General features: G+C 70.3%; 15 protein-coding genes and 1 pseudogene. 9 read left to right on the top strand and 7 right to left on the bottom strand.

What is annotated here, in order from left to right:
* Positions 1-113: 113 nt before the first annotated feature.
* Together ACOACQ_RS01955 and ACOACQ_RS01950 are read left to right on the top strand one after the other, a co-directional pair.
* Positions 114-1286, top strand: a complete 1173-nt coding sequence (locus tag ACOACQ_RS01955; protein ID WP_420287484.1) for a 3-hydroxyacyl-CoA dehydrogenase NAD-binding domain-containing protein — start codon at positions 114-116, stop codon at positions 1284-1286.
* A gap of 9 nt (positions 1287-1295) precedes the next feature.
* A complete protein-coding gene (locus ACOACQ_RS01950; protein ID WP_420287483.1) occupies positions 1296-2078 on the top strand; it encodes an alpha/beta fold hydrolase in 783 nt (260 codons plus the stop codon).
* 62 nt (positions 2079-2140) lie between these two features.
* Here ACOACQ_RS01950 and ACOACQ_RS01945 read toward each other — a convergent pair whose 3' ends face one another.
* Both ACOACQ_RS01945 and ACOACQ_RS01940 read right to left on the bottom strand, forming a co-directional pair.
* Positions 2141-3295 carry an endonuclease gene (locus ACOACQ_RS01945; protein ID WP_420287482.1) on the bottom strand — a complete coding sequence of 385 codons (1155 nt, stop codon included), beginning with the start codon at positions 3293-3295 and terminating at the stop codon, positions 2141-2143.
* Positions 3296-3373: 78 nt separating this feature from the next.
* Positions 3374-3913, bottom strand: a complete 540-nt coding sequence (locus tag ACOACQ_RS01940; protein ID WP_378600653.1) for a CGNR zinc finger domain-containing protein — start codon at positions 3911-3913, stop codon at positions 3374-3376.
* Between the two features lie 38 nt (positions 3914-3951).
* Between ACOACQ_RS01940 and ACOACQ_RS01935 the strand changes: the two genes are divergently transcribed.
* Complete coding sequence (locus tag ACOACQ_RS01935; RefSeq protein ID WP_420287481.1) at positions 3952-5043, top strand: DMT family transporter; 1092 nt, start codon at positions 3952-3954, stop codon at positions 5041-5043.
* Here ACOACQ_RS01935 and ACOACQ_RS01930 read toward each other — a convergent pair.
* The 4 genes and pseudogenes from ACOACQ_RS01930 to ccrA all read right to left on the bottom strand — a co-directional run.
* Positions 4978-5505: pseudogene (locus ACOACQ_RS01930) on the bottom strand (DUF6629 family protein); the annotation flags it as partial. The gene ACOACQ_RS01935 and the pseudogene ACOACQ_RS01930 sit on opposite strands and share 66 nt — an antisense overlap.
* A 54-nt stretch (positions 5506-5559) precedes the next feature.
* Positions 5560-6708 carry an AI-2E family transporter gene (locus ACOACQ_RS01925; protein ID WP_378600659.1) on the bottom strand — a complete coding sequence of 383 codons (1149 nt, stop codon included), beginning with the start codon at positions 6706-6708 and terminating at the stop codon, positions 5560-5562.
* Positions 6705-7967, bottom strand: a complete 1263-nt coding sequence (locus tag ACOACQ_RS01920; RefSeq protein WP_378600662.1) for a hypothetical protein — start codon at positions 7965-7967, stop codon at positions 6705-6707. The genes ACOACQ_RS01925 and ACOACQ_RS01920 overlap by 4 nt, the downstream gene beginning before the upstream one ends.
* Before the next feature lie 174 nt (positions 7968-8141).
* Positions 8142-9479, bottom strand: coding sequence for a crotonyl-CoA carboxylase/reductase (ccrA, locus tag ACOACQ_RS01915; protein ID WP_420287480.1), 1338 nt, complete (start codon positions 9477-9479; stop codon positions 8142-8144).
* A gap of 178 nt (positions 9480-9657) precedes the next feature.
* On the opposite strand from ccrA, the gene ACOACQ_RS01910 reads away from it, so the two are divergent.
* The 3 genes from ACOACQ_RS01910 to ACOACQ_RS01900 are packed head-to-tail and all read left to right on the top strand — an operon-like array spanning position 9658 to position 11902.
* Positions 9658-10404: a LamB/YcsF family protein gene (locus tag ACOACQ_RS01910; RefSeq protein WP_420287860.1), complete on the top strand. Its 747-nt coding sequence runs from the start codon at positions 9658-9660 to the stop codon at positions 10402-10404.
* A complete protein-coding gene (locus tag ACOACQ_RS01905) occupies positions 10401-11054 on the top strand; it encodes a 5-oxoprolinase subunit B family protein (protein ID WP_420287479.1) in 654 nt (217 codons plus the stop codon). The genes ACOACQ_RS01910 and ACOACQ_RS01905 overlap by 4 nt, the downstream gene beginning before the upstream one ends.
* Positions 11051-11902 carry a biotin-dependent carboxyltransferase family protein gene (locus ACOACQ_RS01900; RefSeq protein WP_378597291.1) on the top strand — a complete coding sequence of 284 codons (852 nt, stop codon included), beginning with the start codon at positions 11051-11053 and terminating at the stop codon, positions 11900-11902. Before ACOACQ_RS01905 ends, ACOACQ_RS01900 begins: the two co-directional genes overlap by 4 nt.
* An 18-nt stretch (positions 11903-11920) precedes the next feature.
* Here ACOACQ_RS01900 and mce read toward each other — a convergent pair whose 3' ends face one another.
* Positions 11921-12364 (bottom strand): methylmalonyl-CoA epimerase, encoded by a 444-nt coding sequence (gene mce / locus ACOACQ_RS01895; RefSeq protein ID WP_378597292.1) that lies wholly within the window; start codon positions 12362-12364, stop codon positions 11921-11923.
* 193 nt (positions 12365-12557) lie between these two features.
* Between mce and ACOACQ_RS01890 the strand changes: the two genes are divergently transcribed.
* The 3 genes from ACOACQ_RS01890 to dxr all read left to right on the top strand — a co-directional run bounded on the left by ACOACQ_RS01890 (position 12558) and on the right by dxr (position 15967).
* Complete coding sequence (locus ACOACQ_RS01890; protein ID WP_378597293.1) at positions 12558-13757, top strand: acetyl-CoA C-acetyltransferase; 1200 nt, start codon at positions 12558-12560, stop codon at positions 13755-13757.
* A 28-nt stretch (positions 13758-13785) separates the two neighbouring features.
* Positions 13786-14766, top strand: a complete 981-nt coding sequence (gene meaB, locus ACOACQ_RS01885) for a methylmalonyl Co-A mutase-associated GTPase MeaB (RefSeq protein WP_378597294.1) — start codon at positions 13786-13788, stop codon at positions 14764-14766.
* 112 nt (positions 14767-14878) lie between these two features.
* Positions 14879-15967 (top strand): 1-deoxy-D-xylulose-5-phosphate reductoisomerase, encoded by a 1089-nt coding sequence (gene dxr, locus ACOACQ_RS01880; protein ID WP_378597295.1) that lies wholly within the window; start codon positions 14879-14881, stop codon positions 15965-15967.
* Positions 15968-15978: the final 11 nt, after the last annotated feature.

The following is a 15978-nucleotide window of genomic DNA, read 5'->3' as shown; positions in this document are numbered from 1 at the left end:
CGCGCCGCTCCTGCGTCGGCCAGTGGGACCGCCCCGCTCAGCGCCAGTGATATCCGTCTCGCTCTGTTACCGATGGGTAGCGATGGCCCGTTCGGGCTGAGAGACTTCGCCCCATGACTTCGAGCGAGCAGATCTTCAACACGCTGGTGTTGCCGTACCTCAACCACGCGGTGCGCACCTACGAGTCGGGCTACGCCTCGGTGACCGACATCGACGCCGCGATGCGTTTCGGCTGCGGTTACCCCAAGGGCCCGTTGACCGTCGTCGACGAGATCGGCGCCGCCCAGGTCCGCGACCTGCTGGCCGCCCGCTTCGCGGAGACCGGCGACCACCTGCACCAGCCGGCCGACCTGCTGGAGAAGCTGGCCGCTGACGGCCGCACCTTCGCCGAGGAGGCCGCGGCCGCCGGCGAGAGCGCCGCACCGACCTTCAAGCACGACATCAACCGCGTCGGTGTCGTCGGCACCGGCACGATGGCCTCGGGCATCGTCCAGGTCTTCGCCCAGGCCGGGTACGACGTCGTGTACGTCGGCCGCAGCCAGGACAAGCTCGACGGCGTGATCGGCTACATCACCAAGAACCTCGACCGCGCCATCGCCAAGGGCAAGGGCACCGAGGACGACAAGGCGAACCTGCTGGGCCGCCTGACCGGCTCGACCGAGCGCGAGGCGCTGGGCGACGTCGACATCGTCGTCGAGGCGATCGCCGAGGACCTCGAGATCAAGCTCGAGCTGTTCCGCGACCTCGACAAGATCACCAAGCCGGGCGCGATCCTCGCGACCACCACCTCCTCGCTGCCGATCACGCAGCTCGGTGAGGCCACGAGCCGTCCGCAGGACGTCATCGGCATGCACTTCTTCAACCCCGCGCCGGTGATGAAGCTGGTCGAGATCATCACGACCTCCGCGACGTCCGCCGATGTCGACGAGACCGTGCGTGCGCTGACCGCCAACGTGGGCAAGGTCGGCGTCTCCGCCGGCGACCGTGCGGGCTTCATCGTCAACCTGCTCCTGTTCCCGTACCTCAACGACGCGGTGACGCTCAGCGAGTCGGGCGTCGAGCTGACGACCATCGATGCCGCGATCAAGGAGACCGCCGGTCTCCCGATGGGCCCGTTCGAGCTGCTCGACGTGGTCGGCAACGACGTGTCGCTGGCCATCCAGAAGGAGCTCTTCACCGAGTTCGGTGAGCCGGGCTTCGCGCCGGCCAAGACGCTGGTCGCGAAGGTGGAGGCGGGCGACCTCGGCCGCAAGACCGGCGCAGGGTTCCACGACTACGCGAAGTAGTCTTCACGCGTGACGCTTCACCACACGGCTCTCGGCACGACCGGGAGCCGTGTGGTCTTTTTGCACGGGCTGTTCGGCCAGGGGAAGAACTGGACCCAGGTCGCCAAGCAGGTCGCCGAGAAGCACCAGGTGCTGCTGGTGGACCTGCCGCACCACGGGCGCTCGCCGTGGCCCGAGCGGTTCGACTTCGTCGAGGCGGCAGCCCAGGTCGCCGAGCTCCTGCCCGACGGCCCCGCGACGGTGGTGGGGCACTCGCTCGGCGGCAAGGTCGCCATGTTCCTCGCGCTGATGCACCCCGAACGTGTCGAGCGGCTGTGCGTCGCCGACATCTCGCCGGTCAGCTACGAGGCGAGTCGCGAGTTCCCCGGCTACATCTCGGCGATGCAGGCGATGGACCTGACCCAGGTGGTGCAGCGCTCCGACGCGGACCGCCTGCTCGAACCGGCAGTGCCCGACACGACGGTCCGGTCGTTCCTGCTGCAGAACCTCCGCCGCGACCCGGCCGCGCCGGGCGGCTGGAGCTGGCAGATGAACCTCGACGTGCTGGGGCGCGACCTCCCGGTCATCAGCGGCTGGCCCGAGGAGCAGCTGGCCGGCCGGCCGCCGTACGACGGACCGGTGCTGTGGCTGGCCGGTGGTCGGTCCGACTACGTCAAGCCGGAGTACGACGCCGCGATGGACCGCTGGTTCCCGCGCAATCGCAAGGTGACCATCAAGGACGCCGGCCACTGGCTGCACTCCGAGCGCCCCGACATCTTCGTCGAGGTGCTGCGGCAGTTCCTGGGGGACTAGCGCCTGGGTCTCGAGACGGTCGCTGAGCGACCTCCTCGACCAGCGTGCGGTCGCTTCGCGACCTACCAGATCGCCTCGGCGTACTCCGGGTGGTCGATGAACGGGTTCCGGTTGCCCTGGTAGTCGGCGTAGACCTTGCCGTTGCGCGCGCGTTCGGCAGGCGTGACCGGGTCGGCCGCGTGCCAGGCGAGCAGGACGGAGATCTTGCCGAGGTACGGCGTCGTGCCGTTGATCGAGTTGTTCAGCTCGAGGTCCGCGAAGCCGTCACCGCCCTCGTACCGCACGGCCATGTACATGAGCCCGCGCGCCACGTCGCCCTTCACGGAGTCGCGCGGCTCGAACGAGTCCGCATCGGTGAAGCAGTCGGAGCACTGGGCGACGGCCGAGCCGCCGTTGTCGAAGTCCTTGTTGCCACGGGTCGAGTTGACCGTGACGTCCTCGGGTCGCAGGTGGTGCAGGTCGGTGCCCGGGCCGGACGCCGTACCGAAGTCACCGTGGCTCTGCGGCCAGGTGTGCTCGCGGTTCCAGTCGTCGGCGTTGCCACCGTTGGTGGACTTGGGGACCGAGCGGCCGGAGTAGAACTCGATCACGTTCGCGGAGTTGTTCGGGTCGGCGTCGGTGACCTTCAACGCCTCCCAGACCTGCGTGTACGTCAGGCGCGTGTTCCCGTCGATGATCCCGTGGAGCGCCGTCGCGAGCGCTGCACCGGTCTTGCCCGTTGCGGGGTCGTAGTAGCCGGCCGGGATGCTCGGGTCACCCGGGTCGGGATCGGGGTTGCTGCCGACGAGTGCGAACGCGCTGACGCCGGTGAGTCCCGGGTGGGAGAAGTACGACGACAGCGTCCCGGTCACGTCGATCTGCTTGCCGAGCAGCGACGGGTTGGTCCGGAGCCCGAAGGACGCGCGGAAGGCCGAGGGGATCTGGACATAGAGCATCGACCCCGTCGCGGTGGTGCTGGGGGAGTCGGCCAGTGCGAGCGCGTAGTCGTTCGGGAAGTTGCTCCGCACGACGGTCGATGTCGCCGTGGGCTGCCCGACGACGTACCCGCGAACGGTGGCGGTGGGGGAGTTCTGGGTGGCGATCGCCTGCGCCACCGTGATCGGTGTGGCGGCCGACGCCGGTTGTGGTCGCGGCGCCACGAGCAGGAGCGAGGTCGCGAGGAGGACGAGAAGGAGGGCGCAGAGCGGTCGCTGACGCAGCCCGAGCATGCGTGTCATGTCCGGATCCTGTCGCACGGGTGTCGCCCTGAACAGCCCCCGGCGCCAGATGTCACACGTCCGTCATCGGGCGTTCGTTCAGTCGCTCTCCGCCTGGCGCGCGCGGTAGGCGGCGACCGCGTTGCGGTTGCCGCAGGTCACCGAGCAGAACCGCTTGGACCGGTTGCGGGAGAGATCAAGTACGACGCCGTCGCAGTTCTCGTCCGCACACAGGCTGAAGCGGGACATCTCGTCGGCGCGGACGACGTCGATCATCGCCATCGCGGTCTCGACGACGATGCGCTCCGCGAAGGGGCGGTCGTTGCCGATCGCGTGCAGGTGCCAGTCGATGCCGTCGTGCCGCTTGAGCTGCGGGAGCGCGCCGGCCTCGAGCAACATCGCGTTGATCAGGGCCACCGCGCCGTCGCGGTCGGCGGTCATCAGTGCCCGCAGCTGCGGGCGGATCGCGTGGACGGCGTCGAGCTCGGCCTGGTCGCCGTCGTGCCGGCCGCTGTAAGCGTGCTCGCCGTAGAAGTCGTCCAGCTCCTCGACGGTGGTGAGCGTGACCGGCTCGACGGCCGAGTTCACGAGGGCGACGGCCGCCTGCAGCGACATGTTGGTGTCATGGGTGAAAACCACTTTGACAGGTTACAGCATGCGGCGTACGGTCATGAGTCATGACGACGTTGACTCGTGACATCGAAGCGGTTCCGGTGTCCCGTGCTGCACCCGGCCTGCTCCTCGCCCTCACCTCCGCGGCCGCCTTCGGCCTCTCGGGCGCCCTGGCCCGACCGCTGCTCGACGCCGGGTGGACCGCCGGGGCCGTCGTCCTGATCAGGATCGCCATCGGTGCCGCCGTGGTGCTGCCGTTCGGCCTGGTGGCCCTGCACGGGCGCTGGGGCGTCCTGCGGCGCAACGCCCTCACGGTGCTCCTCTACGGCACCCTGGCCGTGGCCGGAGCCCAGTTCTGCTACTTCTCCGCGGTGCGGACCATGGAGGTCGGGCCGGCGCTCCTCATCGAGTACACCGCTCCCGCTGCCGTCGTGGTCTGGATGTGGCTCGTGCACGGCCAGCGTCCCGGCCGGATCACCGTGCTCGGCGCCGTGGTCGCCGCGGCCGGCCTGCTGCTGGTGCTCGACCTGTTCTCCGGCGCCGACTTCGACCTCGCCGGCGCCGCGTGGGCGCTCGCCGCGATGGTGGGCGCTGCGGCGTACTTCGTGATCTCTGCCGATGACCGCAGTGGCCTGCCGCCGATGGCACTGGCTGCCGGCGGTCTCGTCGTGGGCGGGGCCTTCCTCGGCGTGCTCGCGCTGGTCGGTCTGCTGCCCGTCGAGGCGGTCGATGCCCAGGTGGCCTACGCAGGCACGGAGGTCGGCGTCGTCGTACCGCTGGTCCTGCTCGGCCTCGTCACCGCCGCCCTGGCCTACGGCACCGGCATCGCAGCCAGCCGTCGCCTCGGCTCCCGGCTGGCGTCCTTCGTCGCGCTCAGTGAGGTCGTGCTGGCCGTCGTCTGGGCGTGGGCGCTGCTGGGCGAGCTGCCCTCAGCGGTCCAGTTCGTCGGCGGCGCGCTGATCCTGCTGGGCGTGATCGGGGTGAAGCTGGGGGAGCGGACGGTCGCCGGTGGTGATCCCGCCACGCAGGTGCAGGTTGATGAGCACACTGGTGAAGGCGGCCCACACGCACCACAGGGAGATCACGGCGTTCTGGTCGAGCCAGACCAGCGTCGCGACGACGACGAGGTTCCCCAGCCCGAACCAGCGCAGCGCTGAGCCCCGGGCCACGAGGCTCGGCGCGCAGGTCGCGATGACGTAGGCGCTCAGGGTGACCACGGCGAACGGATCGCCGGGCGCGTAGGAGATGTGGTGGCCGTCGATGCGCCGCGGGACCTCCTCGAAGCCGAGCGCGTGCAGGCCCAGGATGCCGGCGAGCAGGCCGAGCGCCATGAAGAGCCGGTCGAACATCGGGTGCAGCGTCGTGCCGAGCCGCAGGAAGGCGAACGGCACGAGGACGGGTACGACGACGAGCGCGATGGCGGCGTAGATCCAGGCGGCCAGGTCGCCGATGGAGTCGGACACGTGACCCTCGAGGTTCCACCACACGAGGGTCTCGATGAGCTGGTGCACGCCGAAGACCATCGGCAGCGCGGCCAGGGCCATCTGGTCGCGGGTCCGCGCCTGGCGCAGGGTGTCGACACCGATGCCGGTGATCACCAGGCCTGCGGCCAGGTCCATCTCTGCGGAGAAACACATGCGGTCGGACCCCTCGACGTGGGAACTGGCGGAATTCTAGAGCGCGTCCTGCCTCTTCACCACGACCTCGCGGAGGATCAGCAGGATCGCTGCTGCCACCGGGATGGCGAGTAGGGCGCCCACGACGCCGAGGAGTCCGGCACCCACGAGGGCCGCGATCACGATCACCGCGCCCGGCAGGTCGACCGACTTGCTCATCACCCGCGGGTAGATCACATAGTTCTCGACCTGCTGGTAGATGACGTAGAAGATCACGCACGCGATGCCGGTCTTGACGTCGGTGGCGAACGCGATGGCGCACACGAGTACCGCGCCGATCGTCGCGCCGATCATCGGAATGACGTCGAGCACGGCGACGACGAAGGCAAGGGCGACGGCGTACTCGCGGATCTCGGTGAAGGACAGGAACAGGAGCGAGGAGATGCCGGCGGCGAGGGCGACGACGAAGGCCCCCGAGACGTACCCGCCGATGTTGTGGATCACCTTGTCGCCGAGCTTCGCGACGCGGTCGCGACGCGAGGCCGGGGCCAGCTTGTAGAGGGCGCCGGTGGTGGTCCGCAATGATGCGAGGAAGTACAGCGTCAGGACCAGGACGATGAACGCGTTGAACAGCGCGGACAGGATCTTCAGGCCCACGCCCAGCACTCCGCCGAAGATGCTCGACAGGAAGTCGCCGTCCTCGATCTTGGCCTGGGCCTTGTCGATCAGGTCGTACTCGCGGTTCAGGTCCTGGATCCGGTCGTTCTTCTTGAGCTCGTCGAGCCAGCCGGGAGCGCTGTTGGTGATCGCCGTGATCTGGTCGGTGATGACCGGGACGATGGCGACCAGGAACAGCCCCACCATGGCGAGCGCGATCACGATGACCAGCGTCACCGCGAACGAGCGCCGCAGGCCGCGGCGCTCGAGGAACTCCACCGACGGGTTCAGCCCGGCGGCGAGGAAGAACGACACCACGACCAGCATCAGCACCGAGCCGATGCCGAGGATCGCCTGGAACAGCCAGTAGGCGATCAGCGCGCCGAGCGCACCGACGAACCCGTAGTAGAACGGGGAGCGGCGGTCGAACGGCTTGCCGGGATCGCCGTACGTCGCCTCGACGGGCGCCTCGACGGGTGCGGCCGGGTCGATGCCGGCATGCTCGAGGACACCGTCCTCGAGCATGCCGTCGTTGTCAGGTGCGCTCAACTCTCGTCCTCGCCGAACCCGGCGACGAGGTCAGCGAGCGAGGAGAGCTGGGCGGTGATCGCGTCGCGGCGCTTGGTGAGGCGGTCGAGCTCGGCGCGCTTGGCGGCCACCTCGCGCTGGAGCTCGGCGTCGCCACTGGCGGTGATCGCCTCGGCCTGGGTGCGGGCCGACACGACGATCTGCTCGGCCTCGCGGCGCGCACGGGCGAGCAGGCCCTCGGACTCGGCCTGGGCGGCCGACCGGTTCTCGGTGGCCTGCTTGCTGGCCTCGATGGCGCGCGCCTCGGCGGCGCTGGCGCGCTGCTCGGACTCCTCGACGAGGCGACGGGTCTCGGCGACAGCGGTGTTGTGGTGGTCGGTCGCCTCGCGAGCGAGGCGCTCCTTCTCCACGGCCAGCGCGCGGCGGGCCTCCTGGACCTCGCGGTCGGCGGCCGCGCGGGCCTGCTCGACCTCACGCTGGGCCTGGCTGCGCTGCTCCGAGGCCTCCTGCTGGGCGGCGAGGCGGAGCTGGTCGGCCTCGCGGCGAGCCGCTGCGAGCATGTCGGCGGCCTCGCTCCTGGCGAGGGCGCGCTCCTGCTCGGCGTCGGTCAGCAGGCGCGTGCGGTTCTCCTCGAGCTCGCGCAGCTGGACGGCACGCATGTCGTCGGCCTCGCGAGCGGCCTCGGCGCGGATCGCCTTGGCGTCTCGGGCGGCCTGCTCGCGGATCTCGGCGGCGTCTGCTTCTGCGCCGCTGCGGATCTCGCTGGTCTCCTCCTCGGCGAGGCGGAGCATCGCGCTGGCGCGGCCACCCAGGCCGGCGTAGGAAGGGGACTCGCTCTCGGAGAGGTCGGCCTTGAGGCGGGAGACCTCCTTCTCGAGGTCGATCACGCGCTGCTCGGACTCGGTCAGGCTCGCGCCCAGCGTCGCCTTCTCGCTGGAAAGGGTGCGGATCTGGGCGTCCACGGCGTCGCGGTCGTAGCCGCCCTTGCGGACGATCGGCAGGCCGCCGGAGGACGGGGTGCCGGTGAAGCCGACGGGACGTGCGCCGGCAGCGGCGGGGCCCGCGGCCGGCGTCGCGGGCGTCGCGGCGCGTGGGCGTGCCTGGCCGGACGTCTGGGCAGTGCGGGCGGGGGCAGCCGCCTGCGGGCGCGCTGCCGGAGCGGGGCTCACGGCAGGAATGACCTGGGTCGGCTCGTCTTCAGTGGCCTTGGTGCTCACGTGCTTGGGCTCCTGGCTGGTGTTCGGCTCGTCGTCGAAAATGGACAGACCCTGGTCGCTCATTGAATGAGCCTCCCTGGCTCTCGATGCGGTTCGTGGGGGGACGCCGCCCATGATCCCCGATGGGCAAGGGGAATCACAGTCCGCCCCGCCGGATCGGACCAGCGTCACACCCCGGGGAACGACGAACGGGCCCGCGCACTGCTGCGCGGGCCCGTTGTCGTCGTACTCGAAGGATCAGATCCCGCGGAAGAGGTTGATCTTGTCGAGGTGCTTCTCGCGGAGCTCGGTGTTCTTGACGCCGAGGCCCTCCTCGGGCGCGAGGGCGAGGACGCCGACCTTGCCCTGGTGGAGGTTCTTGTGGACGTCGAGAGCGGCCTGGCCGACGTTGTCGAGGGAGTAGACCCGCGACAGGGTCGGGTGGATCTTGCCCTGGGCGATGAGGCGGTTGGCCTCCCACGACTCGCGGTAGTTGGCGAAGTGGGACGAGACGATGCGCTTGAGGTTCATCCACAGGTAGCGGTTGTCGTACTCGTGCATGTACCCGGTGGTCGATGCGCAGGTGGTGATCGTGCCGCCCTTGCGGGTCACGAACACCGAGGCGCCGAAGGTCTCGCGGCCGGGGTGCTCGAAGACGATGTCGATGTCCTCGCCGCCGGTGAGCTCACGGATCTTCTTGCCCAGGCGCAGCCATTCCTTGGGGTTCTGCTGGGTGTTCTCGTCGTTCCAGAACTTCCAGTTCTCCTCGGAACGGTTGATGACGAGCTCGGCGCCCATGTTGCGCACGATCTGGGCCTTCTCCTCGTTCGAGACCACGCAGATCGGGGTGGCGCCACCGTTGAGGGCGTACTGGGTCGCGAAGCCACCGAGGCCACCGGAGGCGCCCCAGATCAGGACGTTGTCGCCCTGCTTCATGTTGCCGCCGTTCTTGGAGACCAGCTGGCGATACGCGGTGGAGTTCACCAGGCCGGGTGCGGCGGCCTCTTCCCAGGTGAGGTGCTCGGGCTTGGGCATGAGCTGGTTGGCCTTGACCATGGCGACCTCGGCGAGGCCACCGAAGTTGGTCTCAAAGCCCCAGATGCGCTGCTCGGGGTCCATCATCGAGTCGTCGTGGCCGTCGGCGGACTCCATCTCGACCGAGAGGCAGTGCGCGACGACGCGGTCGCCGGGCTTCCACTTGGTCACGCCGGGGCCGGTGCGGAGCACGACGCCGGACAGGTCGGAGCCGACGACGTGGTAGGGCAGGTCGTGGCGCTTGGTGAGCTCGGAGAGCTTGCCGTAGCGCTCGAGGAACCCGAAGGTGGAGACGGGCTCGAAGATCGAGGTCCACACGGTGTTGTAGTTGATCGCGGAGGCCATGACTCCGACGAACACCTCGCCCGGGCCGAGCTCGGGCAGCGGCACGTCCTCGACGTGCAGGGACTTGCGCGGGTCCTTCTCCTTCGAGGGGATGCCCTCGAACATGTTGACCTCGTCCTTGTGGACGGTCACGGCGCGGTAGGACTCCGGAAGTGCCAGGTTGGCGAAGTCCTCGGACGAGGCTTCGGCGACGATGGCGTCGAGGATGTGCTGCACGGTCGTTGTCTCCCTGTGTCTGATTCGTGGGTGGCAATCGTTGAATTGGCACGGCCGCCGCGTAGATTACCCATGAGTAACTGCCGGATGGTGCCTTCGTGACCGTTGTCTCAGTCGCCGCCCGCGCACCGTACTCCTGCCAGCAGTACGTCGATGGGCCACGATAGGGCCTGTGACGTTGCCACCGGGTTGCCCGTCCACGATCGACCTCAATGCCGACGTGGGCGAATCCTTCGGTCGCTGGTCGCTCGGTGATGACCAGGCGCTGATGCCGCACCTCACGAGCGCCAACGTGGCCTGTGGGTTCCATGCGGGTGACCCGCTCACGTTGCGGCGTACGTGTGCGCTCGCCGTCGAACAGGGCGTGGTGATCGGGGCGCAGGTGGGCTACCGCGACCTTGCCGGCTTCGGACGGCGGTTCATCGACGTCGCGCCGGAGGACCTCGAGGCCGATGTCCTCTACCAGCTGTCGGCACTGGCCGGGCTGGCTCGTGCGGCGGGAGGGCGCATCGCGTACCTCAAGCCCCACGGTGCGCTCTACCACGCGGTGAGCGAGCATCCGGCGCAGGCGGACGCGGTCATCGCTGCTGTCGTCGCGTTCGGCGGGCTGCCGGTGCTGGGGCTCGCCGGTTCGCGGTTCCTGGCCCGGGTCGCGGACGCAGGGCTGCCGACGGTCGCGGAGGGCTTCGCGGACCGCGCCTACCTCCCCTCGGGTGGACTGGTCCCGCGGGCGGAACCCGGTGCCGTGCTGACGGATCCGTCGGCCGTGGCTGAACAGGCGGTCCGACTGGCCGCGTCCGGGGACGTGCAGTCGCTGTGCCTCCACGGCGACTCCCCGGGCGCCGCTTCCTCGGCTGCAGCGGTGCGGGCTGCTCTGTCCGGGTCCGGGATCGCGGTGGAGGCGTTCGCGAGCTCGTTGCCATGAAGGTGATCCCGTACGGCGACCGCGGGTTGCTGCTCGAGCTGCGCGACGCCGCTGCGGTGGTCGCCTGCGTCGACGCACTGCGGGCCGACCCGGCCGTGGTGGAGCGGGTCGGTGACCTGGTCGCTGACCTGGTCGCGGACGTCGTACCCGGGGCCCGGACGGTGCTGCTCGTCGCCCGCCCAGGAGTGACTCTCGATGCGCTGCGGGCGGTGGTCCCGGGTCAAAAGCACCGGGACGCGCCGAATTCCGGTGCTTGTGACCCGGGAGTATCCGCGGAGGTCGTCCTCCCGGTGCGGTACGACGGCCCGGACCTGGCGTTCGTGGCGACGCACACCGGGCTCAGCGAGGACGCGGTCGTCGCCGCCCACACCGGTACGCCGTGGCGAGTGGCCTTCGGCGGCTTCGCGCCGGGCTTCGCCTATCTCGTGGGCGGTGATCCCCGGCTTCAGGTGCCGCGGCACGACTCGCCCCGGGCCAAGGTGCCTGCTGGTGCGGTCGGCCTGGCGGGGGAGTTCAGTGGGGTCTACCCAAGGTCCTCGCCCGGCGGCTGGCAGCTGATCGGCCGGACCGACACGGTGCTGTGGGACCTCGACCGGGACCCGCCGGCACTGCTCGGCGCGGGACTGACCGTCCGCTTCGAGGCGACATGACCGGGCTGCTCGTGCGGGCCGTCGGTGGACCCTGTCTCGTGCAGGATGCCGGCCGTCCCGGGCACGCCGCGATCGGAGTCGGTTCCAGCGGCGCCGCCGACCGGACGTCGTACCAGCTCGGGAACAGGGTGGTGGGCAACGCCGACGGAGCGGCGTCGCTCGAGGTGGCCCTCGGCGGCCTGGAGATCGAGGCGACCGGTGTCGTGTGGGTGTGCGTGACGGGTGCCCCGGCTCCCCTCGACGTCGACGGCCGCGCGGAACCGACGGGGGCCGTCCTGGCGCTGCGCCCCGGACAGCGGCTGCGCATCGGGATCCCGCCGACGGGCCTGCGCTCGTACCTCGCCGTGCGCGGGGGCATCGCGGTGCCGCCCCTCCTGGGATCCCGTTCGCACGACACCCTCGCCGGACTCGGCCCGGCGCCGCTCGTGGCGGGCGACCGGCTCGAGGTCGGCGACGCGATCGCGGGGGAGATGCTCGTCGACGCCGTCCCGTCGCAGTCGTACGACGACCGGCCGGTCCTGCGCGTCCTGCGCGGCCCGCGCGCGGACTGGGTCACCGATGCCGATCGACTCGTCTCCGTGACGTGGCGGGTCGGGTCGGCCAGCGACCGGGTGGGGCTACGCCTTGAAGGCGCGTCCCTCACGCCGGCAGCCGACCGTGGCCAGCTGCCGAGCGAGGGCGCGCTGCGTGGCGCGATCCAGGTCCCGCCGAACGGCGGACCGGTGGTGTTCGGACCTGACCACCCGGTGACGGGCGGCTATCCGGTGGTCGGTGTGGTCATCGACGCCGACACCGACCGGCTGGCCCAGCTGCGCCCCGGGGACGAGCTCCGGTTCCGCTGGGCCTGACGGTCTGGGCCTGACGGATCAGTGGGCGTCGGCCGAGGGCTCGACCAGTTCCACCAGCACGCCGCCGGCGTCCTTGGGGTGGATGAAGTTGATCCGGCTGTTGGCCGTGCCGCGCTTGGGCTCGGGGTAGAGCAGGCGCAGGCCGCGCTCGCGCAGGATCGCGGAGACCTGGTCGAGGTCGGTGACGCGGTACGCGAGCTGCTGCAGGCCGGGGCCGCTGCGGTCGAGGAACTTGGCGATCGTCGACTGGTCGTTCAGGGGCGCGAGCAGCTGGATGCAGGAACCCGAGTCGCCGACGGCGACCATGGCCTCGCGGACGCCCTGCTCCTCGTTGGTCTCCTCGTGCACGGCGACCATGCCAAAGTTGTCGCGGTAGAACGCGATGGCGACGTCCAGGTCGGGCACGGCGATGCCGACGTGGTCGATCGCGGTGAACAGGTGCTTCGGCAGGTCAAGGCTCATGGGCCCATTGTGCCCAAGCCCGCAGGACCATCGGCTGCCTGTCCGGTTGTGACGAGTGCCTCAGCCTGACCGCGTTGAGACCACTCCCACACGCCGGTGACCCGCGAGTAGTGTTGATGAGGTTCGGACGCACGTTTCCCCCGAACGCATCCTCACCCTGTTCCTTTCACACGGTTCTTTCACGGAGGCAGCAATGTCCGACAACCCCACCGTCATCGTCGCCGGGGCGCGTACCCCGATCGGCCGCCTGCTCGGAGGGCTCAAGTCCTTCTCTGCTGCCGACCTCGCCGGCGTCGCCATCAAGGGCGCGCTGGAGAAGTCGGGCGTCTCGCCGGACCAGGTCGACTACCTGATCCTCGGCCAGGTCCTCCAGGCCGGCGCCGGCCAGAACCCCGCGCGCAGCGCCGGTATCGCCGGTGGCCTGCCGCTGAACGTCCCGTCGATCACTATCAACAAGGTCTGCCTGTCGGGAATCAACGCGATCGCCCAGGCCGACCAGCTGATCCGCTCCGGTGAGGCCGAGATCGTCCTCGCCGGTGGCATGGAGTCGATGACCAACGCTCCCCACCTGCTCCCCAAGAGCCGTGAGGGCTTCAAGTACGGCGACGTCGCGCTCGTCGACTCGATGGCGTACGACGCCCTGTACGACCAGACCACCGCCCAGGCGATGGGCAACCTGACCGAGGCCGTCAACGCCGACCGGGAGAACCCGCTGAGCCGCGAGGAGCAGGACGAGTTCTCGGCCCGCTCGCACCAGCTCGCTGCCGCCGGCCAGAAGAACGGCGTCTTCGACGACGAGATCGTTCCCGTGAGCATCCCGCAGCGCAAGGGCGACCCGGTCGTCATCAGCGCCGACGAGGGCGTCCGCGGCGACACCACCGCCGAGTCGCTCGCGGGCCTGCGTCCCGCGTTCTCCAAGACCGGCACGATCACCGCCGGCTCGGCGTCGCAGATCTCCGACGGTGCGGCCGTCGTGGTCGTCACGTCCAAGGCGAAGGCCGAGGAGCTCGGCCTGCCGATCCTCGCCGAGATCGTCAGCCACGGCCAGGTCGCGGGTCCCGACTCCACCCTTCAGCTGCAGCCGGCCAACGCCACGCAGAAGGCCCTCGACAAGGCGGGCCTGACCGTTGCCGACCTCGACCTGGTCGAGTTCAACGAGGCGTTCGCCGCTGTCGGCATCGAGTCCGCTCGCGCCCTCGGCATCCCGGAGGAGAAGGTGAACGTCAACGGCGGCGCCATCGCCATCGGTCACCCGCTCGGCGCCTCCGGTGCCCGCATCACCCTCCACCTCGCACTCGAGCTCCAGCGTCGCGGTGGCGGCGTCGGTGCTGCCGCGCTGTGCGGTGGCGGCGGTCAGGGTGACGCCCTCGTCATCCGGGTCCCCTCTGCCTGAAGAGGCGGACGAGTCAGACAGGAACGCTTTGCCTGACGCAAGCATTCAGGGCGGCCGCCGCGGGATCACCGCGGCGGCCGTTCCTGCATTGGTGGAGAAGGCCCGCGAGGGCGATCCACGTTCGGTCGGTCGGCTCGTCTCGCTCGTCGAGGACGAGTCTCCGCTGCTGCCGGAGCTGACCCGGGTCCTGTCGCCGTACGCCGGGCACGCCCGGATCATCGGGCTCACCGGTTCGCCCGGCGTCGGCAAGTCGACGTCGACCAACGCGCTGATCGGCGAGCTGCGCAAGCGTGACCAGCGGGTCGCCGTACTCGCTGTCGACCCGTCGTCACCGTTCTCCGGCGGGGCGCTCCTGGGTGACCGGATCCGGATGGGCGACCACGTCCTGGACCCGGGCGTCTTCATCCGCTCGATGGCCGCCCGCGGGCACCTCGGCGGGCTGGCGTGGACCACCCCGCAGGCCTTGCGCGTGCTGGACGCCGCGGGGTTCGACGTCGTCCTGGTCGAGACGGTCGGTGTCGGGCAGAGCGAGGTCGAGGTGGCCGGACAGGCCGACACCACGATCGTGCTGCTCGCTCCCGGCATGGGCGACGGCATCCAGGCGGCGAAGGCCGGCATCCTGGAGATCGGTGACCTGTACGTCGTCAACAAGGCCGACCGCGAGGGCGCCGAGAAGGTGCGCCGCGACCTGCGCTCCATGCTCGGCCTCGCCGAGCGCCGCGACGGTGCCTGGCAGCCCCCGGTCCTGAAGACCACGGCCTCGAACGGCGATGGTGTCGTCGAAGTGGTCGACGCCATCGAGGAGCACGGCAACTGGCTGCGAGAGAGCGGTGAGCTCCAGCGCCGTCGCGTACGACGCGCCCGCAACGAGATCGAGACGCTCGCCCTGACGGCCCTGCGCCGACGGTGGGGAACGGTCGGCGAGGGTGACCGCCTCGACGCACTGGCTGCCGCGGTCGTCGCCGGCGAGACCGACCCGTACGCCGCCGCCGACAGCCTGCTGCATTGAACTGGCCGAGCGCGTCGCACACGCAGCTCGCCGCACGGGCCTCCGGCCCACGGGCGTCGCCGCGTGCCGCTCCGCGGCGTGCGCCGCGCTGCCGGCCTGAGAGGATGGTCCGGTGAAGGACATCGTCATTCTCGGTTCGACGGGTTCCATCGGCACCCAGGCCCTGGACCTGGTCCGGGCGAACCCCGACCGGTTCCGCGTCGTCGGCCTGACCGCCGGCGGCAGCAACCCCGACCTCTTCGAGAAGCAGGTCGCCGAGTTCTCCCCGCGGTTCCACGGACTGGGCGAGGAGGCGAGCGTCGACGCCGCCCAGGAGACCTGCGACGTCGTCCTCAACGGCATCACCGGCGCCGTCGGGCTCCGCCCCACCCTGGCGGCCCTCGACGCCGGTACGACGCTCGCGCTGGCCAACAAGGAGTCGCTCGTCATGGGCGGCCCCCTGGTCCTGGAGCGTGCGAAGCCCGGCCAGATCGTGCCGGTCGACTCCGAGCACAGCGCCCTCGCACAGTGCCTGCGGGGCGGCTCCGCCGCAGAGGTACGACGCCTGGTGCTCACCGCCAGCGGGGGACCCTTCCGCGGGCGGACCCGCGACCAGCTCACGCAGGTCACCCCCGAGGAAGCGGGCAACCACCCGACCTGGGACATGGGCCCCGTGATCACCATCAACTCCGCGACCCTGGTCAACAAGGGCCTCGAGGTGATCGAGGCACACCTGCTCTTCGGGATCCCGTACGACCGGATCGAGGTCGTGGTGCACCCGACCAGCGTCGTGCACTCGATGGTGGAGTTCGTCGACGGCTCGACCCTGGTCCAGGCCAGCCCGCCGACCATGCTGATCCCGATCGCCCTCGGCCTGTCCTGGCCGGACCGGGTCCCGGACTCCGCACCGGCGGTCGACTGGACGAAGCCCGAGACGTGGGAGTTCTTCCCGCTCGACGACGAGGCCTTCCCGGCGGTCGCGCTGGCCCGTGCCGCGGGCGCCCGCGGTGCCACCGTGCCGGCGGTCTACAACGCGGCCAACGAGGTCGCCGTCGAGGCGTTCCGCACCGGCCGCCTGGACTTCAACGGGATCGTTGACGTCGTCGCCAGCGCGGTAGCCGCACACGACGTACCCTCGGATGAGCAGCTGTCCCTCGACGACATCCTCGCGGCCGACGCGTGGGCGCGGGACGCCGCCGCCCGTTCCATCGCCGCTTCCTGACCGCAAGGACC

Origin of the sequence: Nocardioides sp. CPCC 206347, from assembly GCF_048654605.1 — a bacterium.
Classification (GTDB): domain Bacteria; phylum Actinomycetota; class Actinomycetes; order Propionibacteriales; family Nocardioidaceae; genus Nocardioides.
Note: the sequence above shows the minus strand (reverse complement) of the source record. Positions and strands in the feature narration are given on the sequence as shown.